The sequence below is a fragment of the Bacillus sp. FSL W8-0116 genome (assembly GCF_038003825.1).
Taxonomy (GTDB): domain Bacteria; phylum Bacillota; class Bacilli; order Bacillales; family DSM-4216; genus Bacillus_O; species Bacillus_O smithii.
Genome location: NZ_JBBOPY010000001.1, coordinates 1,700,007 through 1,723,010, shown reverse-complemented (window position 1 = coordinate 1,723,010; position 23,004 = coordinate 1,700,007). Strand labels below are relative to the sequence as shown.

Genomic DNA, 23,004 nt, shown 5'->3' with positions numbered 1-23,004 from the left:
AACGATAGAAATGAATTGCTGAAAGTGTAATGAGGAAATAGATAAGGGTGAAATGCATGATTAAATGTATTGCTACAGACATGGATGGAACACTGTTAAATAGCCGGCAGATGATTAGCGAGGGTAACCGTACAGCCATCAAAAAAGCCCAAGAAAAGGGAATAGAAGTCGTGATTGCCACAGGGCGTTCGTACGATGAAGCCCAAACAGTATTGGCGGAAGCTGGCTTACAGTGCCCAATTATTTGTGTGAATGGGGCAGAAGTGAGAACAAAAGAAGGCGAAATCATTCATACAAATGAATTATCGGCCAAACAATCCCTCGATATTTATGAAATTCTTCATCATTCGGATACTTATTACGAAGTGTTTACTAACAAAGGGATATATACGGATCATTATGAAAAAGGCGTTCAGACGTTAATGAACATCTTTCAAACGGCAAATCCAGATATGCCGGAGGATCAAATTTATGAAATGGCCAAAAACCGATACTCCAAAGGACATATTCAGATTGTAGAAAACTATGAACACGTTATCGAAAGCAATGATCAGCTTGTTTATAAATTCCTTGTTGTTTCAAAAAATCCTAGTGAATTGATGAGGGTCAAAGAGAAATTAGAAGCGCTTCCGGAAATTTCGGTAAGTTCATCTGGAAGCGAGAATTTGGAAGTGACGCATAATAAAGCCCAAAAAGGAATCGCATTGACGTGGTTTACTGAAAGAATGGGCATCTCTATGCAAGAAACAATGGCGATCGGCGATAACTTGAACGATCTCTCTATGTTTGAGAGAGTGGGGCGCTCTGTTGCGATGGGAAATGGCCATCCGGATATCAAAAAAATTTGCAGTCATGAGACAGCGGTGAATGACGAAGATGGGGTTGGAAAAGCAATACTGGAAGTTCTTTAAAAGTTCCCAAGACCGAATGATACGAATAAATTCAATAGAGACAATAAGCTATCCAAAAACAGCTTATCGAACTTACCGTCAGTAGGGAATGTAAATTCTTAGCTGGTGGTAAGTTTTCTTTTATCATCAGTGGCATTGGCTAAGATGATGTTATGTTTATTTTCGCGCTTGATTCAAAGGTGAGCTATCATAAAAATCATCATTTCAAGAAAATTTGTTCATCTATTTGACCGAAAATGTGTTAGAATTACTTTTAAAATTCAAATATTGAGAAGGGGCGTTATGATGAGCAAAGCTTTGACAAAAATCAGTGTAGAAGACATCGTAGTAGCCAATCAAATGCTGAAGGATGTAGTGGAAAAAACACCTCTACAAAAAAATGAACGATTATCCGAACGTTATCAATGCAATATTTATATAAAAAGGGAAGATTTGCAAATCGTCCGTTCTTTCAAAATACGCGGTGCCTACCACTTCATCCAGAGCTTGACAGAAGAAGAAAGGAAAAAAGGAGTCGTATGCGCCAGTGCCGGCAATCACGCTCAAGGGGTGGCTTATTCGTGCAAAAATTTGGGAATCTACGGAAAAATTTTTATGCCGACGACGACTCCACGGCAAAAGATTTCCCAAGTTCAATTATTTGGCGGCTCTTATGTAGAAGTGATTTTAACAGGAGATACATTTGATGATTCCTATATGAAAGCAAGAGAATGTTGTGCTAAAGAAGATATGATATTTGTGCATCCGTTTGATGATTCTCGCATTATTGCGGGACAAGGAACGGTTGGGGTAGAGATTATGAATGACAGTGCTGAACCGGTGGATTTTGTTTTCGCTGCGATTGGTGGGGGAGGATTAGTTTCCGGCGTCGGCTCTTATATAAAGAGCATCAGCCCGGAAACAAAAATTATTGGCGTTGAACCGGAGGGGGCGCCAAGTATGAAAAAATCATTGGAAAACGGAAAAGTGATGAACTTAAAAAATATTGATCCGTTTGTTGACGGCGCCGCGGTCAAGCAAGTAGGAGATTTAACAATGGAAATCTGCAAAGAAGTTGTGGACGACATCGTGGTGGTGCCGGAAGGAAAAGTTTGTACGACGATTTTGAATTTATACAATGAAAATGCGATTGTGGCCGAACCTGCAGGGGCTCTTCCTATCGCCGCTTTGGATTTTTACAAAGATCAAATAAAAGGAAAAAATGTTGTCTGCGTTTTAAGCGGAGGAAACAATGATATCTCGCGAATGCAGGAAATCAAAGAGCGGTCTCTTATTTATGAAGGATTAAAGCATTATTTTATCGTCAATTTCCCGCAGCGAGCTGGTGCATTAAGGGAATTTATGTCTGATGTGCTAGGCGAGCATGATGATATTACAAGATTCGAATACACGAAAAAGAATAGCCGCGATGAAGGACCGGTGCTTGTAGGCATTGAATTGAAAAAACGGGAAGACTATTACCCGCTGATTGAGCGTATGAATCGCAAAGGCTTCCCGTATATGGAAATTAACAATGACCCGCTTTTATTTAATTTTTTAATTTAACTTCCCTCCGAAAGAAGTCTCCTACTTCTAAACGTGAAAGTGCGGAAGCACCAGTGAAAGTGGGAGATGAATTTCGGTTAGGTGTAGCCTAAAGTTGTCTCTTTTTTGCGCTATGATAGAATCAGTGTTATATAAATGAAAGGCTGTTATATCAATGAAATTAGATAATAATAATCATTCGGTATTCCGTTTGTATTATCATCTTGTTCTGGTCGTAAAATATCGCAGACATGTGATTGATGACCCCATATCTGACTATGCAAAAGATATGTTTATTCGACTTGGTGAACATTACAATATTTCCTTGGGCGAATGGAATCACGATCTTGACCATGTGCATATTTTGTTCAAGGCACATCCGAATAGTGAACTATCAAAGTTCATCAATGCCTATAAAAGTGCAAGTTCTAAGACTTATCAAAAAGCATTATCCACAAGTGAAAAGAAAACTTTGGAAAGAGTATTTTTGGTCAAGAAGCTTTTGCTTACTTACAACAGGTGGTGCGCCCATTGAAGTGATAAAGCAGTATATAGAAAATCAAGGGAGGAAGTGAGGTGATTCGATATGGCAAACAAAGCATATAAATTTCGTCTGTACCCAACACAAGAACAAGAGCAACTTCTTACAAAAACCTTCGGCTGCGTTCGTTTCGTCTACAACAAAATGTTGGCTGAACGAATGGAAACATATGAACCATTCAAGGACGACAAAGAAGCCTTGAAAAAGCAAAAAAAATTCCCGACTCCTGCAAAGTACAAAAAGGAATTTCCATGGCTCAAAGAAGTAGACAGCCTTGCGTTGGCAAACGCTCAACTGAATTTGCAGAAGGCATACCAAAACTTCTTATCTGGTCGTGCTGAATTTCCGAAGTTCAAAAGCCGAAAGGCAAGACAGTCCTACACAACCAACGTGGTCAACGGAAACATTATGCTTTTGGATGGTTATATCAAATTACCGAAACTGAAACTTGTAAAAATCAAACAACATCAAGAAATTCCGTCACATCATATCATCAAGTCTTGTACGGTTTCTCGAACAAAAACAGGAAAATACTATGTTTCTATTCTCACTGAATACGAACATCAATCTGTACAAAAAGAAGTACAAGCTGTGATTGGCTTAGATTTTTCCATGAACGGTTTATTGGTCGATAGTGAAGAAGGTAAGACAGCCAATTACCCTCGTTTCTATCGCCAAGCCTTGGGAAAATTAGCGAAAGAACAGCGTGTTCTATCACGCAGAAAGAAAGGTTCTAATCGTTGGCACAAGCAACGACTAAAAGTGGCGAAGCTACATGAAAGAATTGCGAACCAACGAAAAGACTTTCTACATAAGGAATCGTACAAATTAGCGAAACTATATGATTGCGTGGTTATCGAAGACCTCAACATGAAGAGAATGTCCCAAGCACTCAATTTCGGCAAAAGCGTTGCTGATCATGCATGGGGCATGTTCACGAAATTTCTCCAATACAAGTTAGAAGAGCAAGGGAAAAAGCTTATCAAAATAGATAAGTGGTTTCCATCATCCAAAACTTGTTCATGTTGCGGTCAAGCAAAGGAGTCTCTATCTCTTTCTGAGCGCATATTCCATTGTGATTGTGGTTTTGTAGCAGATAGAGATTGGAATGCTTCTATCAATATCAAGCGTGAAGGATTGCGACTGTTGGCATTAACATCATCATAAATAGAGCATGGAACAGGCTCGATAGCTAAGTAAATTTCGTACCGTTAGGTGCGATTACCTTAGAAGCCCTCACCTCTAAGCGAAGCGTAGGTGGCGGGTAGTTCACTATCTTCATCCAGCTCATGGCGCCTCATTAAAGGATGATGATCAAAGTCAAAGAGAAGACGCTCCAAAGAGTTTACATAGGATCGGTTCTTTCCTGTTTTGATTCAGGCGATGAGTGGATAAGAAAAATAATAAAAGCCAGTACCAACGTGAAAGAAGTGGGCTGGCTTTTTTCTGTGAAAATAATTTCCTAGGTTTCCTCGTATATTACGGGCGGAAGCAGGCAAACCTAAACAAAGACCGAAAAAAGTCAATAAGAAAGCAGAGCTACCTGTGGTAGGTAACTTTGTATAGATCTTTTTGACTTTGGTTATACTAGTTAATTTGCTTTTCTTTAAAAGCCTCCTTGTTGATAAGCATGGAGTAAATGATCCGAAGCATTCGATGCGATGTGGCAACGAGTGCTTTTTTCTTTCCTCTTCGTGCTGCCAATGACCAATATTTTGCTGCTAACCATCTGTTTCGGCATCTTGACACTGCCCAAGCCGCCTCGCACATGGCGGATTTGATAGGTGGATTCCCTTTTACCGTCCTTGTACTATACCGTTTTCCTGCACTTTCTTTGTTCCCTGGACACACTCCCGCCCATGATGCTAAATGTTGTGATGTTGGAAACTGACTCATATCTACACCCATTTCGGCGATAATGACGGCTGCTGTGTCTTTCTTAATGCCGGGTATCGTTAGAAGTAATTGAAGTTCTTCCTGATATTTCTGTAATAAAACATCAATTCTTTGTTCAATTTCGGTGATGAGGGATTCCAAATATTCAATGTGCTGCCAGGACTGACGAATCAGAAAAAGCTGATGCTCGTTTATTGTTCCAAATAAGGAATCCGCAATCCTCTGCTTTTTCGAAGCCATTTTCCCATGAATTCTTTCTTCAACATCCTTTACATCTACATATCCTTTTTCGATGAGGCGATTGAGCAGCTTTCTTCCTGAAACCCCAAACACATCTGAAATGACCGTACTTAATTTAACATTTGAGGCTTCCAATACTTTCTGAATCCTGTTCTTCTCAGAAGTTACGTGGCCAATCCATTTCTTTCTCAGCCTTGTTAAATCACGCAGCTCCCGAATATCTACCGGAGGGACAAAACTCTTTTCAATTAATCCATGGCGCAATAATTTTGCAATCCATTCAGCGTCAGAAACATCCGTCTTCCTTCCAGGTACGTTTTTAATCCTCTGGGCGTTCGCCAGGGTTATATCGAAGAAGTCCTCTAAGATATTGAACACGGGTTTCCAGTAGACTCCCGTACTTTCCATCGCAATGTGGGTCACATCATGGTCTTCGAGCCATTGTAACAACCGGAATAAATCTTTGGTCAAAGTCGGAAAGGTTTCTGTTTCCTTAATTAGTTCATCATCCTTTGAACCAATCAGAACACAAGCCACTATGGTTTCTGAATGAACATCCAATCCTGCACATCTTTCAATAAATACTTCCATCCAATCACTCCATAAAGATAGGATCACAAACAGTGAGTGAATTTGAAAATAAGCATTTTTCTGTACGTAGTCATCCTTCCATTTGGAAAGAGCTAACAAAGGGTTGAACACCAAATTCACTCAAACAGTTTTGTGTTCAGGGTCGAACCACCAAAAAAAGCCACGTATTATGAACTGTTTGTGTCTTTACCAATATGGACGGGAAGGAACTATTTTCATGCACGGGTTGGGAGAGAGACGATCATGAATGTTTTGTGTAGAATTGGTTTGATAGGTATTGGTTGCGATCGAACTCTTTCTTGCGATCATTGCCTTTTTAAAATAAAACAATCGCTTAGAGATGAAAGGCAAAGTGCTACTCTTTGACGAGCGTTTATGACAAAGATAGGATCAATCTACTTCGTCACGATCCCATTGATAGCTCCATAAACGTTCTGTTGTTAACCGTTCGCTGATCGGATTGTTTTGAGCTATGCTTTCCTCCAATCCCTTCAGCATCCAAGCGGTTTGGGAGATATGCGCTTTTAAAGCAGCGATCTTGATATCCTGTACTTCACGAATATCATTTACAATATCGGGTTCACCTAGATTTCTTTCGCAGTCTTTGGAAAAGGCTGTGCAGTATAGCTTCGGCCGTTTTTCCACTGGAATTCGGCGCACCGCTCTTACAACCGCACGTCCGGTAGCTTCATGGTCCGGGTGGACGGAGTAGCCGGGATAGAAAGTAATAATTAACGATGGATTCAGTTCTTCGATTAAATCAGTCACCAGTTTGACCATTTTTTCATCATCTTCAAATTCCACCGTTTTATCGCGAAGCCCCATCATTCGCAAATCTTGAATGCCGATCACTTCAGCTGCTTTCTCGAGTTCCTTTTTACGGACTTTGGGCAATGTTTCTCGAGTAGCAAACGGCGGATTGCCTAAATTTCTTCCCATTTCGCCCAATGTCAGACACGCATAGGTGATAGGAACGTTGTTTTTCGCATAAATGGCAAGTGTTCCTGAAACCCCCAGTGCTTCATCATCCGGATGTGGATAAATAACCAGCACATGACGCTCTTGTTCGATTTTGTTCATGTTCTTAAATCGCTCCTTTCCTTAGTCGAACGGTGTGTGGCTGATTTCCAAAGCAGCCGCTAATTTTCCGTCATGGCCATGCCCCGAAAGAAGCAGTCTTCCTTGGTCATCCAGTTCAAAATGGGTGAGGCCTTCTACGTAAATCCACCCGAGATCCAACTTCAAACCGATCCGATATGGACCTGTTCCTGCGATTTTGCCATGTTCATAGTTTACTTTGGCATTCCGGATAAAACAACCGGCCGAAAAAAAGCCTTCGTTAAAATGAGAAGCATAAGCGCCGTTCGTCGTTTCCACATGGATATACACGTCTTTGCCGGCAAATTGATTGATATATTCTTGGACCTTGTCAGCGAGAATCGGCTCCATTTTCTTCACCTCTATACAAAAATATATAGATTCATTGTACTAGAAAACAGATAGAATTGCGAAAAGAGTTGGGCAATGAAAGACTCTCTGCAAAATGTTCGTAACGGTCGATGGTCCCCTTCTAAATTTCTTTTCTTTCACACTAATTGTTTGAACTTCTTTTCAAACGGTGCTTACTATAGAAGCGTTGCTGACGAGTGAACAGAGTCCGAAATTCGGCGGCTGACCGCAAAGGCTTTCGCTTATACAAGTTCTGATCGTTCCATATGCCGCTGTGGGAGAAAATACTTTTGGACGTTTTGACGCTGTCGGAAAAATAAAGCGTTTTCTGTCAAAAGGTTTGTTCGTTGTTTAACGATATAGTAAAATCAAGGAAAAAGAACAACTGAAAGATGTTCATGTAACTTTTAACGGATGCAACGCTACATTACACTATTGGGAAGAATGTTTATTTGTCAAAGAGGCAAAAACCATCGGAATAAATTTTAATCTGTGATTTTCATTTTGTGAATCTTCAATGTAAGCAGCGCAATAGAGGGGAACGAGACAAGTGGAAACAACGGTGTTTTTGTTGGCTGGCGGTCAATCGACCAGAATGGGGATGAATAAAGCACTTTTGGAAGTCGATGGGAAAACCATGTTGGAGCGATTAAAGGATGAGTTTCAACCGTTGACTTCTAAAATGGTGTTGCTGACGGGCAGTCATTCTTATTCTATGGATCTTCCCCAGCTGCCAGACGATGCCTCTTTTCGAGGATGCGGGCCGCTTGCAGGAATTTATACGGGTCTTCTTCATTCGGATACGGAGATGAACTTGTTTGTGGCTTGTGATATGCCGTTCGCTTCCAGACGTATCGGGAAATGGATGATAGACGAATTGGCAAAGACCGATCAAGATGCCATTATCCCTATGACGGATGGGATTCTTCATCCTTTATTCGCTGTTTATAAGACATCAGCGAAAGAAGCGGCCAAAATTCAGCTTAAGCGCAAGCAATATCGTTTGAAAGAATTCCTCCGCTTGTTGGATATGAAGATCGTGGCGGAACACGATGTTCCTGATGCTTTAAAAGCAGAATATGCGAATGCTTTTTGGAATATGAATGATCCCGAATCGTTCAAAGTGGTGAAAACGAAAATAAAAGGAATGAAAAGCAACGATGTTTAAGATTACAAAACAGCCAATCAAAATGGAAGAGGTAGTCCAGCAGGTGATCCGGCCTGAAGCAGGTGCGGTTGTGACGTTTTTAGGTACGGTAAGAGAATTGACAAACGGGAAAAAGACCCTTTATTTGCAATATGAAGCCTATGAATCCATGGCAGAAAAGAAATTGAGACAAATTGGAGAGGAAATTGAAAAAAGATGGCCAGGGGCTAAAACGGCGATCGTGCATCGAATCGGCCGGCTGGACATTTCTGATATTGCGGTAGCGATTGCTGTTTCCACTCCGCATCGGAAGGACGCCTATGAGGCAAACCGCTATGCTATTGAAAGAATAAAAGAAATGGTGCCGATTTGGAAAAAAGAGCATTGGGAAGACGGAGAAGAGTGGATTGGAAATCAGCAAGGCACGATTGCTTATTCCGATGGGAAACCACCGCAGGAATCATAATGTCCCTGGTGAAATGGATGAAGTAAACGTGCAAGCAATTCGGGCATGAAGGAAGAAATGGAGGATGTGGGATGATTCGTATTTTATTTTTTGCTCATCTTCGTGAAGAAACAGGGCAATCCGAAGCAGAAATAGAAGGAGCCGGAAAAACGATCAAACAAATAAAAAAAGAAGTGGTGGAACAGTTTCACGCCAGCCGGCTCGATTCCGCTATGACAGCTGTCAATGAAGAATTCGTTCCGGAAGACTACAGAGTAAAAGAGGGAGATGTCGTTGCCTTTATTCCACCTGTTAGCGGGGGATAACAAGCGCCACAGGATGCTATTTTAACGGAAAGAAGGTGCAGCAATGGAACGGTATTCCCGTCAAATATTGTTTGAACCAATTGGGAGAGAAGGACAGAAGAAGCTTTCCCAAAAGCATGTTTTGATCGTGGGGACCGGAGCTTTAGGTTCTGCAACAGCCGAAATATTGGCTAGAGCGGGAGTAGGCCGGATGACCGTCATTGATCGCGATTACGTGGAAGAAAGCAACTTGCAACGGCAGCATTTATATAGTGAGGAAGATGCTCGCATGCGCTGGCCAAAAGCGGCCGCGGCAGAAAAAAGGCTTGGAGAGATCAATGGTCTCATTGATGTAAATTCCATTGTCGGCGAGGCAGATGCTGCATTGCTGGAAGAGTTGGCGCAGGAAGTCGATCTCATATTGGACGGTACGGATAACTTTGAAACTCGTTTTTTAATCAATGACATTTCCCAAAAATATCGAATTCCTTGGATTTTTGGCGCTTGTGTGGGAAGTTTTGGAATGACTTATACGATTGTTCCCGGAAAAACTCCCTGTCTTCAATGCTTATTAAAGCAAATGCCGATGCAAGGATTGACTTGCGACACGGTGGGAGTGATCGGACCGGCTGTTCAAATGGTGGCTGCTTATCAGTCGGCGGAAGCGTTGAAGATTTTAACCGACCATCAAGAAGATTTGCGTCCGTCTTTTGTAAGCTTTGATCTTTGGAAAAACGATCATTTGGAAATCAAAGCGGGGGCATTAAAGGATGAAAGCTGCTTATCTTGCGGGGCACAGCCTGCTTATCCTTTCTTGTCGCGGGAAGCACGCACAAAAACAACCGTTCTTTGTGGAAGGGACACAGTGCAGGTAAGGCCGGGGAAAAAACGAGACATGGAGCTATCTGCACTCGCTCTTCAATGGAGAAGAGCAGGTTGGAATGTAGAGGGGAATCCTTATTTATTATCCATTGAAAAAGAGGATCTTCGCATCGTTTTATTTCAAGATGGCAGAGCTTTGATTCACGGCACGAAAGATGAAGCCACGGCCAAAAAAATCTATCAAACTCTTTTAGGATAGCTGTTAATGAACATAAACAATGGCGGCCCGTTTCAACATCCGGCCGCTCTTTTACTTTTGTATTTTTTCTTAAACGAATGTTTGAAAAATTTTTTGAAATCTTTATTTTTCTGATGATGCGCTTTCTGTTGTGTATACAGCAACTTCGAAAATTTTTTGATGGCGAAGATAACGGAATCCTTCTTTGCTCGTTAGAAGTAGCGCATTTCGACAAAAATTGATAAGGTATAGTTGAATCAAGAATAAACATTTCATGGAAAAGGCAAAGGTGGGAACGAATGAAAAAGAAAATTCTATCCAATGACTGGGCTCCGTTATTGGAGGAAGAATTTGAAAAAGAATATTATCTACGCTTGCGTGAATTTTTAAAAAAAGAATATCAAACAAGAATTGTTTATCCGGACATGTATGATATTTTCAATGCCCTTCATTTTACTCCCTACAAGAACGTAAAAGTAGTGCTTTTAGGGCAAGATCCTTATCATGGACCTAATCAGGCCCACGGTTTAAGTTTTTCAGTCAAACCGAATGTTCCAATCCCTCCTTCTTTAAAAAATATTTTTCAAGAATTGCATGATGATCTAGGCTGTTATATTCCTGATAACGGCTGTTTGATCCCTTGGGCGCGCCAAGGCGTTTTGCTGTTAAATACAGTTTTAACGGTTCGTCAAGGAGAAGCCCATTCTCACCGCGGAAAAGGATGGGAGCAATTTACCGATCGGGTGATTTCGCTCATCAATAATCGAGAAAAACCGGCGGTATTTATTTTGTGGGGGCGTCCGGCTCAAAGCAAATTGCCGCTGATTGATCAGACGAAGCATTTTATCATCCGCTCGCCGCATCCTAGTCCATTGTCCGCAAACCGAGGATTTTTTGGCAGCCGTCCGTTTTCAAAAGCAAATCGCTTTTTGCGGGAAATAGGTGAGACAGAAATTGACTGGCAAATTCCCAATCTTTCATAAACCATCTTTCATTCTTTTGACAAATAACAACAAAAGTCGAAATGTTTCACGTGAAACATTTCGACAAAATGCTTGAAGGATTTTTTATCATCCAAACGAATCTATTGTGAATTTCCAGCTTTTCTTGCATGCATGGATATAAAAAGAAGTTTATTTCAGCAGGTTTTTCATTTGCTGAGGGAGAAGAAAACAGCTTTGGAAAATTTCGGCGTTGAAATATTTGGTATCAAGGTTAGGTACTTGTTTGCTGTTAGTATCAATCGGATAGACTTTTGATCCTAGTGTGAAACTCCACATTCCTCCTGGATAGGTTGGAACAACAGCTTTATAGACACCGGCATAAGGGAATAAATTTTGAATATGATCAAACGTTTGTTTAAGAATCTCCTGATGGAACAAAGGAGATTGACTTTGACATACTATAATGCCGTCTTTTTTTAATACTTTTTCTACGCTTGCATAAAAGTCATGTGTAAATAATGCTTCTGCGGGCCCGACAGGATCGGAGGAGTCAATGATGACCACATCATATTCGTCTTGGCGATTTTTCACGAATTCAATCCCGTCTTCAAAAATAAATTGAACGCGGGGATCGGATAAGTTCCCTGAAACATCCGGTAAATATTGTTTACAAGCTTTCACTACCAGTTCGTCAATTTCCACCATATCGATTTGTTCGATGCCGGGATGTTTGGCTGCCTCTCTTGCTGCGCCGCAGTCGCCGCCTCCGATAATGAGCACTTTTTTAGGATGGGGATGAAGCAGAATAGGAACATGGGTAATCATTTCATTATAAATGTGTCCATCCAAGGAAGTCGTTTGTACAACCCCGTCTAAAACCAGCATTCTTCCGAAATCATACGAATCTACAATCATGACATGCTGATAGGGGGATTGTTCTGAGAAAAGAATCTCTTTTAGTTTATAACTGATTTTCAGCGTATTTCGGTCATTTTCTGTCAGCCATAGGCTCCCGTCTATTTCTTGCAGCCATTCGAGATTAGTGTTCATCATGATCGTCTCCTTTCTTTTTTGATTCCCATACAAATGTAAAAATTAGACCTGTTTTGATAGAATAGATCTATACGACCCATATTGTAGCAAAACAAAGCACACTGTGAAAATACTCGGTTTTCGGGCCTTTTTTTACGGATTATTTGAAAAAGTGGCCACAATTTACAGAAGAGTTTTTTTTCGCTTGAATTACATATTTCAGAACGATCATAATGGAATTATGATGTCCTTTTCATTTTGAAAGCATACCGTTAAAGCCAATAGAGGACTTTTAATCCGTGAAACAGAGAAGGGTTTAAAAATGAGCTTAGGGAGGTGGAGATTTTGCAGATCAGCCATTATCAACTTTTAAAGAAAATTGAAGAGGAAACGAAAAAGGCGCGCCAAGAAGAAAATAGCGATGCATTATATCAGCATCTTTATACCATAAAAACTCTGTGTGAAGTGGTGCTCGATTCACAATTGAACCATGCGGCATTTTTGGAAGAGAACAGCACGCCTGTCAGTCCTGCTGAAGGAAGGGCTTTGCCTTTGCAAGGAAACAAGCTGGAAACGGATGATGGAGCCAACGGAGATTCCATTTTTGATTTTTAACGAATTTTTTGCCGCTGGACCCGGAGATGGAAACACTAAAATGCTTTTTAAGCAGATGGCTGTATAGATAGGTGGCAGCAAAACCTTGAAGGGAGAGGGAACAGGATGAAAATTTTTGTCATAATAGGGGCTATTAATGCACTGCTGGCTGTGGCGTTGGGGGCGTTTGGCGCACATGGACTGGAAGGAAAATTGGAACAAAAGTATATGGATATTTGGAAAACCGGCGTCCAATATCAAATGTTTCATGCACTTGGGCTGTTGATTGTCGCCATTTTAGCGGGAAAATATCCGGCTAGTTCACTTATTTCTTGGTCGGGATGGCTTTTGTTTATTGGAATTGTGCTCTTTTCGGGAAGTTTGTATGTACTCAGTTTGACGAAAGTTCATATTTTGGGGGCCATTACTCCTTTAGGCGGGATCTCGTTTTTAATAGGTTGGTTTTTGCTTGTTTTGGCAGCAACCAAGTGGATGTAAAAAGATTGGATTGTCAATACAATCAAATATTAAAAGGAAGAGGCGATCCCATCCGCTTTTGTAGGGGCCTCTTCTTTTTTTGATTGTTTCTGTTTTGTGCTTGTGATATCCGCGAAGCTAGGGATAGAAATCATGCATTTGAATCGTTAAACGAGCAGGATCATCACGCTTAAAACACCCCAATAAAGGGCCCGTTATCTTGGCTGGTACGATCCGCCTGGTCCGCCGCCTCCGCCTGCAAACGGATATTCATACTCAATCGGTTCTTCAAATGTAATGTAGTCCACGTATACCATAGGAAGCAAATAGCGTGTGCCTGTTTGCGGGTCGCTTATAATAAGATGATCGCGGCCGGCTGCCTCGATAACTCCTTTGAAGATTTTGGCATTCCATTCTCGATTGTTTTCAAATGTCGTATATACGGTGACGAGTTTCCCTTTATTCAGCCGTAAAATATTTTCAATATACGATTGCTCTAGGGGCAGCATTCCCGGAATATATTGAGCGACGCTGGTTGGAGTTTGTTGGCTTGGAGCAGCACCTCCTACTTGCTGCTGTTGCTGGCTCGCTCCAGGGTAAAAGGGTACATGAGGATATGGGCTTGGCTGGACCGCTTGAGCCGGATATCCTTGCGGATAAGTATAATACACTTGTTGGTTACCACTTGGTTGTTGCCTCATTCGAGATCCTCCTTATTCTAATATTTATACACCTTGGGCAAGAGGTTTAATAGAAAGTAAAAGGAATAGACCTGCCTGGTTCTATTCAGGAAACTGTTAAAGAAACAACCGCTTTAATTTGACGGCGTGAAATGGTTCTTTTGCCAACCATTTTCTATTTCTGGCTCTTCTGATATGTCTTCGGAGGTTGGAAGCATGGCGCTGCCAATAGGTCTTATCAGTTGCAAACAGGAAAGCAATGGCATTGGAACATCCATCTTTTATGGATTATAGGCTTACCTTTCCTATAAAATAGACAGAAAAAGCACCATCTTCGCTATAGGCAGTTTTTCTGTATTTCACCTCACTTTTTGAAGAGCGTCTTTATGTTTTTTAATGAAATAGCCCATTTTCATACTTATGCAAGCATCTTCAAAAAATGAACAGCTTTCTTAATGAATTGTACAAATTTTGCGACAAAGTTTTTTTAGGGGGAAAGAATACAGGTTTTCATAAACGGAGAGAAAGAAAACGGTCCTTAAGAGTTTGGCTCTTAAGGACCTATCTCGATTTATTCATTGATATGAAAAAATTGAGGAAGTTTTTCTTTTTCCAACAACGGACCGACGAAGAAAGAACCGAATTCGCCGTAGCGGGCGCTTACTTCATCAAAACGCATTTCATAGACCAATTTTTTAAATTGGAGAACATCGTCGGCAAATAAGGTAACTCCCCATTCGTAATCGTCAAAACCGACCGAACCGGAAATAATTTGTTTGACTTTGCCGGCATATTTACGTCCGATTAATCCGTGGCTTCTCATCAATTCACGGCGTTCTTCCATTGGAAGCATATACCAGTTGTCGTTTCCTTGCCGGCGTTTGTCCATTGGATAAAAGCAAATGTATTTCGATTTTGGCAGAATGGGATAAAGCCGAGAACGCACATATGGATTTTCATATGGATCTTCATCGGAATCAGAAGGGAGATAGTTGCTTAGTTCCACGACGGATACATATGAGTAGCTCGGGATCGTAAACTCCGCGATTGTTAGTTTATTAAATTCATTTTCCAGCTCGTTCAATTCTTCCATTGTTGGGCGCAATGTCATAAGCATTATATCGGCTTTTTGCCCCACGATGGAGTAGAGCGCATGGCTGCCTTTTTGTTCAGCTTGTGTTTTTTCTAATTTTTCTAAGAAACGGTTAAGTTCAGCCAGAGCTAATTGACGTTCTTCGCTGGAAAGAGCTTTCCACAGGGCCCAATCGATGGTTCGAAAATCATGAAGGACGTACCAGCCGTCCAGTGTTTGCGCAGCTTCACTCAACGATATCAACTCCTATTCAAAATGCTTCAACTTTCTCTTTTTTTAATATACCATAGTTTGTCCCTATTCATCTGAAAAGAAACCTGTGCAGTTGTGACTAATTCTTGAAGCTTCATTTAGAAAGAGGGCTTAAACAGTTTTAAATAACTTATAAAAAGTTATAAAATTTTATTTACTTTAATTTTTTCATGCTATATTTAATTTAAGGAGGAATATAGCATGAGATATTATAGCATTCATGAATTTTCCAAATTAATCAATCGAACGCCACAAACTTTAAGAAATTGAGACAAAAGTGGAAAATTAAAACCACATCATACTGGCTCAAACGGCTATAGATATTATTCTCACGATCAACTTAAAGAGGTACTTGGTATTAAAGAAACTAGTCAAAAAGTGGTTGGTTATTGCAGAGTTTCTTCTAATAAACAAAAAGATGATTTGCAAAGACAAGTTGAAAATATGAAAAAATATTTAGAATCGTTAAATGTTGAATATGAAATCATTCAAGACATTGGTAGTGGGATTAATTACAAGAAAAAAGGTTTGCGTCAACTAATCAAAATGATAAATAACAAAGAAGTAGATAAAATAGTAGTATTCTATAAAGATAGGCTTCTTAGATTTGGTTTTGAATTGGTTGAGTATATGGCAAACCTTAATGGGTGTGAGATTGAAGTTTTAGATAGCACTGAAAAAACAGATGAACAAGAACTTGTAGAAGATTTAATACAGATTGTTACAGTATTTAGTTGTAGATTACAAGGAAAACGTGCTAATAAAACTAGAAAGTTAGTAGATGAATTAATTGAGGAAAATGAGGAGTTGCTAAATGATAAAGTCAATAAAAGGGATGTTGAAACCAAATAATAAGCAAAAAACTAAATTATTTCTATATAAATTGAAATAAAGGTTTTCTCCCGTTCCACGGCGAATAAATACAAAGAGAAAATAGGGGAACGGAGAGAAAATATGATGCCAAATCACAAAGACGAGATCGAAAAGTTGTCCACTGCCATGAAAGAAGCAAAAAGTAAACGAGCATATGAACGCTACCAAGCGATTTATCTTCATTTGCAGGGATATACCAAAGGAGAAATCGCAACGATTATTGGTCGATCCAAGAAAACTATTTATAACTATATTCATGCCTACGCCCAGCGCGGTCTTGATGGACTGGAGATGAAATACTCACCTGGCGCCCCACGTCGATTGACCCCTGAGCAGGAAAAAGAGCTGGCTTTGATCATTGAACATCAGCTCCCCGTAGATGTGGGATTCGAAGCAAAATATAATTGGACGCTTGCGATAATCGCTGAACTCATTCAACAAAAGTGGGGGCCAACATACACGCTTCGCGGAACAAGTGACATTCTGCATCGGTTAGGGCTAAGCTATACGAAACCGACCTATACACTAGCCAATGCCGATGAAGAGAAACAAAAAGAATTCGTCGAAATCACCTTCCCTGAAGTAAAAAAAAACTGGTAGATGGGAACATCGCCCATGTCCTCTTTCAAGATGAGTCGATGATTCGTGATTACCAAGCGATTCAAAAAACATGGTTTGTCAAAGGAAAACAACGAATCATTCCGACGTTTGGAAAACATCAAGGGCTGAAGCTGATTGGCACGTTGAACTACGAAACAGGGGAAGTGTTTTGCATCGAAGAAGAATGCTATGACGCGGAAACATTTCTTCGATTTCTTCAACTTGTGTTAGAACGCTATCCCACAGGCAAAATAGTGATGATTTTAGATAACGCTCGAATTCACCATGCCAAACTCATTCAGCCATTTTTAAAAGAACACGAAGATCGGTTAGAGCTCGTCTTTTTGCCACCATACAGTCCGCAATTGAACTTGATTGAAGGGCTATGGAAATGGCTGAAATCAGACGTGATTTACAACGTGTTCTATTCGAGTGTGCAAGAAATTAGAAAGAATGTCCAAGCCTTTATTCAGCGAATCAACCAGAAACCAGAACAAACGATCGATCGTTTGTGTGTTCAGTTGTAAATCTTTAATTCAACTTATATATATGCGAATACAGCTAGATTTGCTTATAATTGGACAATTGCAAAGCAACAAGAAAATTATCAAAATAGTGGTAAATTCATCAATGATTCAACTTTGAGAAAACAGTTTACTCAAATGAAAAATCTTGATGAATTTAATTGGCTGAATAATGTAAGTAATAATGTAACGAAACAAGCTATTAAAGATGCTTGTGATGCTTACAAACGATTTTTTAAAGGACTATCAAAATATCCAAAATTTAAAAGGAAAAAGAAATCTATACCTAGTTTTTATCAGGATAATGTGAAAATCAAATTCACAAAAACACATGTTAAAGTAGAGGGATTTGCTTCAAGTAAAAAGTCGAATAAACAAAAGATAAATTGGATTCGATTAGCAGAAAAAGGACGTATTCCATTTGGTGAAAATGTTAAGTATATGAATCCTCGATTTACATTTGATGGTTTGAATTGGTGGGTATCTGTTGGAATAGAAACAGATAGTGATTATTCTCCTTCAAAAACAGAAGGGATAGGTATTGACTTAGGAATAAAAGATTTAGCTGTTTGTTCTGATGGTAAAGTTTATGGAAATATTAATAAAACAAAAAGAATTAGGCAATTAGAAAAGAAAAAGCGCAGGTTGCAACGTAAAATTTCAAGAAAATATGAAAAAGGAAGGGAGGGAAACCGTTACAGGAAAACCAACAACATTATAAAAAGTGAAAAGCAACTTTTAAAAGTTTCACGAAGACTAACGAATATTCGTCATAACTACATACATCAAATCACTTCTGAAATCGTAAACAGAAAACCAATGTTTATTGTTTTAGAAGATTTGAATGTAAAAGGTATGATGAAAAATAAACATTTAGCTGAATCTGTTCAACAACAGTGTTTCCATGAATTTAGAAGACAAATTGAATACAAGTCAAATTGGAATAATATTCGCTTCATTTTGGCGGATAGATGGTTTCCAAGTTCTAAGTTGTGTTCTTGTTGCGGAAAAGTTAAAAAAGACTTGAAGTTATCCGATAGAACTTTTGAATGCGAATGTGGAAATATTGTTGATCGAGATTATCAAGCGTCTATAAATCTTAAAAAATATGGTGAAAATGTTTTAGAATCTGCATCTTAACAATGCAAGTTAATGCAGACATGTACCGATTCGTTAGTCGGGAATTTACGACTTTGGAGTGTTACACCAAATGCAAGTAGCGATCTGTTTAATAGATAGACGTGAAAGCAGACACGATGAAGAAGTAATGAAACATAAAAGTTGTAGGAAATTATAACTTTTTATAAGTTTTCTGTAACGGATTACAATGAGAGAAACCGAAAATTTCCTAGAAGTGGACCTTTATTTTAGGCAGGCGAACAATCGCTTTCTATTCTTTCCATCCGTGAAATAGCGGTGATATAATAGGATCACGAAACGATGACTGAAGGAGAATTTTTTGATGAGTAATGCTTTGGCTCTATTACAACAGAAAGCGTGGAGGATTATCGACCAATCGAGTTTAGGGCCGATGTTTGACGCTTTGCAATCGTTTGCGGCTGATGATACGCTTTGCACTTCCGTTGGGGCAGGTGCTTCCCCTGCGACTGCAAGAGCGTGGGTTCACCATCAGACGGTAGTTCTTGGCACCCAAGATACGAAACTTCCTTTTCTTCAAGATGGTTTAAGAGTCTTAGAAAATGCGGGCTACCGCTATATTGTCCGAAACTCAGGCGGACTGGCTGTATTGCTTGATGAAGGAGTTTTAAATCTTTCTTTAATATTTCCGGATACGGAAAAAGGCATCGATATTGATAGAGGGTATGATGCCGTGTGGAAGCTGGTTCAATTAATGTTTCACGATTATCCTGAAGAAATCGAAGCGAGAGAAATCATAGGTTCTTACTGCCCCGGAAGCTATGATTTGAGCATTCGCGGAAAAAAGTTTGCCGGGATATCGCAAAGACGAATAAAAAATGGCGTTGCCGTCCAAATTTATATAGGCGTTACCGGAAGCGGGGCAGAACGAGCGGAGTTGATTCGAAAATTTTACCAAGCTGGGAAAAAAGACATTGTAACCAAGTGGGAGTACCCCGAAATTCGGCCGGAAGTGATGGCCTCCCTCGCTGAGTTAATCGACCCAGCTTTATCGATGACGAAAGTGATGACTCGATTTTTCACGGCATTAAAAACGGTCAGTGAAACCCTTTATATGAGCCAATTGGAAGGGGAAGAAATAGAGCTTTATCAGTACTACCTGAAGCGGGTAACGGAACGCAACGAAAAGCTCTTGGCTGCCTCCTGCTAATGCAAAAAAGATCCGTCCTCAACGCCAAAGCATCGGCGGAGGACAGATCTTTCTATAATCATTCAGCCACTTTTTCTAAATTTCCGTTTCGATCCATTTTAAAAGTAGTCGGAGCCGGTTCCTCGTCTTCAAACAAGACTAGTTTGCGGGCGCGGTTCATAATCTTTATTAAAGTTTCGTAATCTTCTTGCATAATCATAGAATTTTTTTCTAGTTCTTTCACTTTCTTTTCCAATTCTTCTTTTTCTTGCTTTAAGGTTGCAATTTCCTGCTTCAATCTGGCATTCTCGCTTTTTAAAATATCTGCGTGGTAGTTGGAATGGGTCATGTTTTGCAAGAATGCAATGACTTTTTCCAGCGTAATTTCACCGCTTGGTGCGATAACGGCAGGCAATGCCGCTTCTTGTTCTCTGGTTTTTAGATTGTCGTTTACCACGGGCAGGGACATCGCTTCCACTTCCTCTATGGAAGGCACAGGCGGCTGATAAAGAAGTTTCTTTTTGCCTCCTTGGTCTTTGCCTAACAGCCTTTGCCGCTGTTTTCGCTGCTTTTTCGCAAGCTGAAGAGCTTTTTCATATTGATGGCGGACGACAGCGTTCCAGCGAAAGCCGCAAGCAGCAGACGTCCGGTTTAACTTGTCCCCAACTTCCTCAAAAGCGTTTAATTGAGTGCTTCCTTCTCTTACATGACGCAGTACAGTTTCTGCTAAAAGCAGATCATTTTCTTCAGTCCAGGCATCCTGGCGTGTTTTCATGGTTCTCAACTCCCTTTTGTAAAAATGTTTTTTTCTTATTTACATCTTGGTCAATAACGAATAGTTTTATACATTTGCAAAAAAATATTTTGAGTAATAGTTTGATATGGAATTTTGGACGGCAAAAAAAGGAGAGTAAATGACCGTTTCGGCGATAATCATCACTCTGCGGATTTTGGGAATGAAGGATTAATGGCAAAATTTTTCTTTGTTTTATTGGTGATCAAAAAGAAATCACTCTGCTAAGAAGAAGGCATTCATGAGACCGGGAAGATCAACCTTATCAACCTTCCAAAAGAACGAGGCTATTTCGAGTTCATTAAAAAATTCTGAGCAAGCAAAGCCGTTTTAAGAGAGAATGTATTCGTTCAACTTGGAGAAAGAGAACAAACTAATTTATCATAATTTTTTTTACAAAAAATTAAGGATTGCACTTTTTAGCATGAAAGAGTAAGATATATGTAAACGGTTACAGTTTTCGTAGAGGTGAAACCAATTGGTGACGATTAGAGACGTTGCGAGAGAGGCGGGGGTCTCTGTAGCAACGGTTTCCCGTGTTTTAAACAAGAGCGGATATGTACAGGAGGATACGAAAAAATTAGTTCTGGAAGTCATTCAAAAGCTTAACTACAAGCCGAATGAAGTGGCTAGATCTTTATACAAGCGGGAATCCAAACTAATCGGTCTTTTGCTTCCAGATATCACGAATCCTTTTTTTCCCGAATTAGCCCGTGGTGTGGAAGATGCTGTTCAAAATGAGGGATATCGTTTGATCGTTGGCAACAGCGATGAAGATATGGAAAAGGAGTTTCGTTATATTGAAACGTTTCTTCAAAATCATGTAATGGGCATCATTGCATCTACGATCCATTCAGATCGTTTTTTGAATTTAAAAATTCCTGTCGTGCTGCTCGATCGAACGACAGATCAATTTCCTTCTGTTTACTCCAATCATCAGCAAGGAGGGAGATTGGCAGCTAGAACATTATTGGAACGCGGGAGCAGAGAGATTACGGTGTTAAGAGGACCGCAGCATATACGTCCTGCACAAGAACGTTTTCTAGCCGCTCTTGACGTTTTAAGCCAATCCAGTGCTTGCTTCTACGTCATGGATACGTCCTTTACTTTTAATGGAGCAAAAGCCAGTGCAAAGGAAGTTTTTCAAAAGTATCCTAAAACAGACGGAATATTGGCATGTAATGATGTGGTGGCAACCGCTGTCCTTCATGAGGCGTTGAGAATCGGCAAAAGAATACCGGAAGATCTGCAAATAATCGGATACGATGATGTCCCCATTAGTGAACTAGTTTTTCCGCCCTTAACCACCATTCATCAACCAGCCTATAAAATGGGCGAAGAAGCAGCCAAGCTTTTGTTGGCTATTTTAAGAAAAGAAAAATGTATGGATACTCAGATAAAACTGCCCGTAAAATTAATAGAAAGAGAAACGACAAGAAAGGTGGAGTCTTAATGGTTAAAATAGTGGTAGTCGGAAGTTCGTCCATGGATTTAGTGGTCACTTCACCAAGAAGACCAGAAGCAGGAGAAACCATTATTGGTACTTCTTTTAAAACCGTGCCGGGCGGTAAAGGAGCAAACCAGGCCGTGGCAGCGGCAAGACTTGGCGCCGAAGTGACATTGATTGGTTGTGTCGGTGATGATCATTATGGAAGTTTGATCGTCGATAATTTACAAAAAAATGGTGTTTCAACCGATTTTGTGAAACCGGTTACAGGTGTGGAGTCAGGCACAGCCCACATTACTTTGGCGGATGGAAACAACAGCATTATTGTCGTAAAAGGGGCGAATGATTTCATTACTCCAGACTATGTAGAGAAAGCCTTAGAGTCCATCAAGAAAGCGGATGTAGTGTTGATTCAACAAGAAATTCCGGAAGAAACAGTAGAATATGTGACAGACGTTTGTGCTTCGAATGAAGTGAAGCTTGTCTTAAATCCGGCGCCTGCCAGAAAAATTAATCCAGAAGTGATATCAAAAGCAACGTTTTTAACGCCAAACGAACATGAATATCAAGTTTTATTTGACGGGAAAGAACGATCTGAGATGCTTGCCGCTTTACCGAATAAATTAATCATTACGGAAGGAGAGCATGGGGTGCGTTATCATAACGGAACAGAGGAAGTCGCCATTCCGTCTTACAAAGTCGATGTGGTCGATACGACAGGAGCCGGGGACACGTTTAATGCCGCATTTGCAGTCGCTTTGGCAGAAAGAAAATCGATAACAGAAAGCTTGCGATTTGCGAATTGCGCTGCTTCCCTATCGGTTACCAAGTTTGGGGCACAAGGTGGAATGCCGACGCGGGAAGAAGTGGAAAGGGTGGTTGCAAAATGAAACGACATGGAATCGTGAACAGTTCTATTGCAAAAGTCCTTGCGGATCTCGGCCATACCGATTGGATCGTCATCGGTGATTTAGGCCTTCCGGTGCCAAAAGATATTCCCAAAATTGATTTAGCCATAAAAATCGGAACTCCTACCTTTCAAGAGGTTGTGAAGGTCATACATGATGATATGGTCGTCGAAAAAGCCATTGCAGCTGAAGAAATCAAAACGAATAATCCCGCTCAGTTTCAATTTTTAGAATCTGAATTTAGCGGAATGGTGGATTTTATCTCCCATGAACAATTGAAACAGTTCATGAAACAAGCAAAAGCGGTCATCCGAACAGGAGAAGCAACTCCTTATTCCAACTGTATATTGCAAGCAGGCGTCATTTTTTCAACAGGAAAGGAGTGAAAAAA

General features: G+C 40.2%; 23 protein-coding genes and 2 pseudogenes. 18 read left to right on the top strand and 7 right to left on the bottom strand.

From position 1 onward, the window contains the following. Window positions 1-56 precede the first annotated feature (56 nt). From N1I86_RS08140 to N1I86_RS08125, 4 genes and pseudogenes are all read left to right on the top strand, one after another. A complete protein-coding gene (locus N1I86_RS08140) occupies window positions 57-911 on the top strand; it encodes a Cof-type HAD-IIB family hydrolase (RefSeq protein ID WP_003354352.1) in 855 nt (284 codons plus the stop codon). Window positions 912-1,193: 282 nt separating this feature from the next. Continuing rightward, entirely contained in the window at window positions 1,194-2,456 is a 1,263-nt protein-coding gene (gene ilvA / locus N1I86_RS08135) for a threonine ammonia-lyase IlvA (protein WP_003354351.1), read from the top strand. A 154-nt stretch (window positions 2,457-2,610) separates the two neighbouring features. Continuing rightward, window positions 2,611-3,010: pseudogene (gene tnpA, locus N1I86_RS08130) on the top strand (IS200/IS605 family transposase). A gap of 11 nt (window positions 3,011-3,021) precedes the next feature. After that, the gene (locus N1I86_RS08125) at window positions 3,022-4,143 is read left to right on the top strand and encodes a transposase (protein WP_341095857.1); all 1,122 of its coding nucleotides are present in this window, start codon (window positions 3,022-3,024) and stop codon (window positions 4,141-4,143) included. Window positions 4,144-4,563: 420 nt separating this feature from the next. On the opposite strand, the gene N1I86_RS08120 is transcribed toward N1I86_RS08125, so the two are convergent. The 3 genes from N1I86_RS08120 to N1I86_RS08110 form a co-directional block, all read right to left on the bottom strand. Continuing rightward, on the bottom strand, window positions 4,564-5,703 hold the full coding sequence (locus N1I86_RS08120) for an IS110 family transposase (protein WP_341097190.1): 1,140 nt from the start codon (window positions 5,701-5,703) through the stop codon (window positions 4,564-4,566). Between the two features lie 390 nt (window positions 5,704-6,093). Continuing rightward, on the bottom strand, window positions 6,094-6,774 hold the full coding sequence (gene bshB2 / locus N1I86_RS08115; RefSeq protein WP_040341533.1) for a bacillithiol biosynthesis deacetylase BshB2: 681 nt from the start codon (window positions 6,772-6,774) through the stop codon (window positions 6,094-6,096). Between the two features lie 30 nt (window positions 6,775-6,804). Continuing rightward, window positions 6,805-7,152, bottom strand: coding sequence for a YojF family protein (locus N1I86_RS08110; RefSeq protein WP_003354347.1), 348 nt, complete (start codon window positions 7,150-7,152; stop codon window positions 6,805-6,807). A gap of 550 nt (window positions 7,153-7,702) precedes the next feature. Between N1I86_RS08110 and mobA the strand changes: the two genes are divergently transcribed. The 5 genes from mobA (at window position 7,703) to N1I86_RS08085 (ending at window position 11,092) form a co-directional block, all read left to right on the top strand. Then, window positions 7,703-8,320, top strand: a complete 618-nt coding sequence (gene mobA, locus N1I86_RS08105) for a molybdenum cofactor guanylyltransferase (RefSeq protein WP_003354346.1) — start codon at window positions 7,703-7,705, stop codon at window positions 8,318-8,320. After that, on the top strand, window positions 8,313-8,765 hold the full coding sequence (locus N1I86_RS08100) for a molybdenum cofactor biosynthesis protein MoaE (protein ID WP_003354345.1): 453 nt from the start codon (window positions 8,313-8,315) through the stop codon (window positions 8,763-8,765). The genes mobA and N1I86_RS08100 overlap by 8 nt, the downstream gene beginning before the upstream one ends. 71 nt (window positions 8,766-8,836) lie before the next feature. Continuing rightward, entirely contained in the window at window positions 8,837-9,070 is a 234-nt protein-coding gene (gene moaD / locus N1I86_RS08095) for a molybdopterin converting factor subunit 1 (RefSeq protein WP_003354344.1), read from the top strand. 43 nt (window positions 9,071-9,113) lie between these two features. Beyond that, window positions 9,114-10,130, top strand: a complete 1,017-nt coding sequence (locus N1I86_RS08090) for a ThiF family adenylyltransferase (protein ID WP_003354343.1) — start codon at window positions 9,114-9,116, stop codon at window positions 10,128-10,130. 278 nt (window positions 10,131-10,408) lie between these two features. Continuing rightward, the gene (locus N1I86_RS08085) at window positions 10,409-11,092 is read left to right on the top strand and encodes a uracil-DNA glycosylase (RefSeq protein ID WP_003354340.1); all 684 of its coding nucleotides are present in this window, start codon (window positions 10,409-10,411) and stop codon (window positions 11,090-11,092) included. Between the two features lie 150 nt (window positions 11,093-11,242). Here the strand turns inward: N1I86_RS08085 and speE are convergent, their stop codons facing one another. Next, window positions 11,243-12,103, bottom strand: coding sequence for a polyamine aminopropyltransferase (speE, locus tag N1I86_RS08080; RefSeq protein ID WP_327804606.1), 861 nt, complete (start codon window positions 12,101-12,103; stop codon window positions 11,243-11,245). A 327-nt stretch (window positions 12,104-12,430) separates the two neighbouring features. Here speE and N1I86_RS08075 point away from each other — a divergent pair, with 327 nt between their 5' ends. Next, complete coding sequence (locus tag N1I86_RS08075) at window positions 12,431-12,700, top strand: YwdI family protein (RefSeq protein ID WP_003354338.1); 270 nt, start codon at window positions 12,431-12,433, stop codon at window positions 12,698-12,700. A gap of 105 nt (window positions 12,701-12,805) precedes the next feature. Beyond that, a complete protein-coding gene (locus N1I86_RS08070; protein WP_003354337.1) occupies window positions 12,806-13,177 on the top strand; it encodes a DUF423 domain-containing protein in 372 nt (123 codons plus the stop codon). 194 nt (window positions 13,178-13,371) lie between these two features. Here N1I86_RS08070 and gerQ read toward each other — a convergent pair whose 3' ends face one another. Both gerQ and hemQ read right to left on the bottom strand, forming a co-directional pair. Beyond that, a complete protein-coding gene (gerQ, locus tag N1I86_RS08065; protein ID WP_003354336.1) occupies window positions 13,372-13,857 on the bottom strand; it encodes a spore coat protein GerQ in 486 nt (161 codons plus the stop codon). 550 nt (window positions 13,858-14,407) lie between these two features. Next, window positions 14,408-15,163: a hydrogen peroxide-dependent heme synthase gene (gene hemQ / locus N1I86_RS08060; protein WP_341095853.1), complete on the bottom strand. Its 756-nt coding sequence runs from the start codon at window positions 15,161-15,163 to the stop codon at window positions 14,408-14,410. A 219-nt stretch (window positions 15,164-15,382) separates the two neighbouring features. On the opposite strand from hemQ, the pseudogene N1I86_RS08055 reads away from it, so the two are divergent. The 4 genes and pseudogenes from N1I86_RS08055 to N1I86_RS08040 all read left to right on the top strand — a co-directional run bounded on the left by N1I86_RS08055 (window position 15,383) and on the right by N1I86_RS08040 (window position 19,486). After that, a pseudogene (locus N1I86_RS08055) lies at window positions 15,383-16,033 on the top strand (IS607 family transposase). Between the two features lie 102 nt (window positions 16,034-16,135). Then, window positions 16,136-17,181, top strand: a protein-coding gene (locus N1I86_RS08050; RefSeq protein ID WP_076611651.1) for an IS630-like element ISBs2 family transposase whose coding sequence is annotated in 2 segments (ribosomal slippage) — window positions 16,136-16,639 and window positions 16,642-17,181 — 1,044 coding nt in all. Because the reading frame shifts where the segments join, the coding sequence is not laid out codon by codon here. Next, on the top strand, window positions 17,182-18,318 hold the full coding sequence (locus N1I86_RS08045; protein ID WP_341097281.1) for an RNA-guided endonuclease InsQ/TnpB family protein: 1,137 nt from the start codon (window positions 17,182-17,184) through the stop codon (window positions 18,316-18,318). Window positions 18,319-18,640: 322 nt separating this feature from the next. After that, window positions 18,641-19,486, top strand: coding sequence for a lipoate--protein ligase family protein (locus tag N1I86_RS08040; protein ID WP_003353407.1), 846 nt, complete (start codon window positions 18,641-18,643; stop codon window positions 19,484-19,486). Window positions 19,487-19,544: 58 nt separating this feature from the next. Here N1I86_RS08040 and N1I86_RS08035 read toward each other — a convergent pair whose 3' ends face one another. Beyond that, a complete protein-coding gene (locus N1I86_RS08035) occupies window positions 19,545-20,240 on the bottom strand; it encodes an RsfA family transcriptional regulator (RefSeq protein ID WP_003353406.1) in 696 nt (231 codons plus the stop codon). Between the two features lie 496 nt (window positions 20,241-20,736). On the opposite strand from N1I86_RS08035, the gene N1I86_RS08030 reads away from it, so the two are divergent. Genes N1I86_RS08030 through rbsD form a run of 3 tightly spaced genes read left to right on the top strand, consistent with a single transcriptional unit; the run spans window position 20,737 to window position 22,999 of the window. Next, entirely contained in the window at window positions 20,737-21,711 is a 975-nt protein-coding gene (locus N1I86_RS08030) for a LacI family DNA-binding transcriptional regulator (protein WP_341095850.1), read from the top strand. Then, a complete protein-coding gene (gene rbsK, locus N1I86_RS08025) occupies window positions 21,711-22,595 on the top strand; it encodes a ribokinase (protein ID WP_341095847.1) in 885 nt (294 codons plus the stop codon). The genes N1I86_RS08030 and rbsK overlap by 1 nt, the downstream gene beginning before the upstream one ends. After that, on the top strand, window positions 22,592-22,999 hold the full coding sequence (rbsD, locus tag N1I86_RS08020; protein ID WP_048624270.1) for a D-ribose pyranase: 408 nt from the start codon (window positions 22,592-22,594) through the stop codon (window positions 22,997-22,999). Before rbsK ends, rbsD begins: the two co-directional genes overlap by 4 nt. Window positions 23,000-23,004 lie beyond the last annotated feature (5 nt).

Coding starts and splice junctions, on each gene's coding strand:
- N1I86_RS08140 (WP_003354352.1), top strand. CDS start 57: ATGATTAAATGTATTGCTACAGACATGGATGGAACACTGTTAAATAGC.
- ilvA (WP_003354351.1), top strand. CDS start 1,194: ATGATGAGCAAAGCTTTGACAAAAATCAGTGTAGAAGACATCGTAGTA.
- N1I86_RS08125 (WP_341095857.1), top strand. CDS start 3,022: ATGGCAAACAAAGCATATAAATTTCGTCTGTACCCAACACAAGAACAA.
- N1I86_RS08120 (WP_341097190.1), bottom strand. CDS start 5,703: ATGGAAGTATTTATTGAAAGATGTGCAGGATTGGATGTTCATTCAGAA.
- N1I86_RS08110 (WP_003354347.1), bottom strand. CDS start 7,152: ATGGAGCCGATTCTCGCTGACAAGGTCCAAGAATATATCAATCAATTT.
- N1I86_RS08100 (WP_003354345.1), top strand. CDS start 8,313: ATGTTTAAGATTACAAAACAGCCAATCAAAATGGAAGAGGTAGTCCAG.
- moaD (WP_003354344.1), top strand. CDS start 8,837: ATGATTCGTATTTTATTTTTTGCTCATCTTCGTGAAGAAACAGGGCAA.
- N1I86_RS08090 (WP_003354343.1), top strand. CDS start 9,114: ATGGAACGGTATTCCCGTCAAATATTGTTTGAACCAATTGGGAGAGAA.
- N1I86_RS08085 (WP_003354340.1), top strand. CDS start 10,409: ATGAAAAAGAAAATTCTATCCAATGACTGGGCTCCGTTATTGGAGGAA.
- speE (WP_327804606.1), bottom strand. CDS start 12,103: ATGAACACTAATCTCGAATGGCTGCAAGAAATAGACGGGAGCCTATGG.
- N1I86_RS08070 (WP_003354337.1), top strand. CDS start 12,806: ATGAAAATTTTTGTCATAATAGGGGCTATTAATGCACTGCTGGCTGTG.
- gerQ (WP_003354336.1), bottom strand. CDS start 13,857: ATGAGGCAACAACCAAGTGGTAACCAACAAGTGTATTATACTTATCCG.
- N1I86_RS08040 (WP_003353407.1), top strand. CDS start 18,641: ATGAGTAATGCTTTGGCTCTATTACAACAGAAAGCGTGGAGGATTATC.
- N1I86_RS08035 (WP_003353406.1), bottom strand. CDS start 20,240: ATGAAAACACGCCAGGATGCCTGGACTGAAGAAAATGATCTGCTTTTA.
- rbsK (WP_341095847.1), top strand. CDS start 21,711: ATGGTTAAAATAGTGGTAGTCGGAAGTTCGTCCATGGATTTAGTGGTC.
- rbsD (WP_048624270.1), top strand. CDS start 22,592: ATGAAACGACATGGAATCGTGAACAGTTCTATTGCAAAAGTCCTTGCG.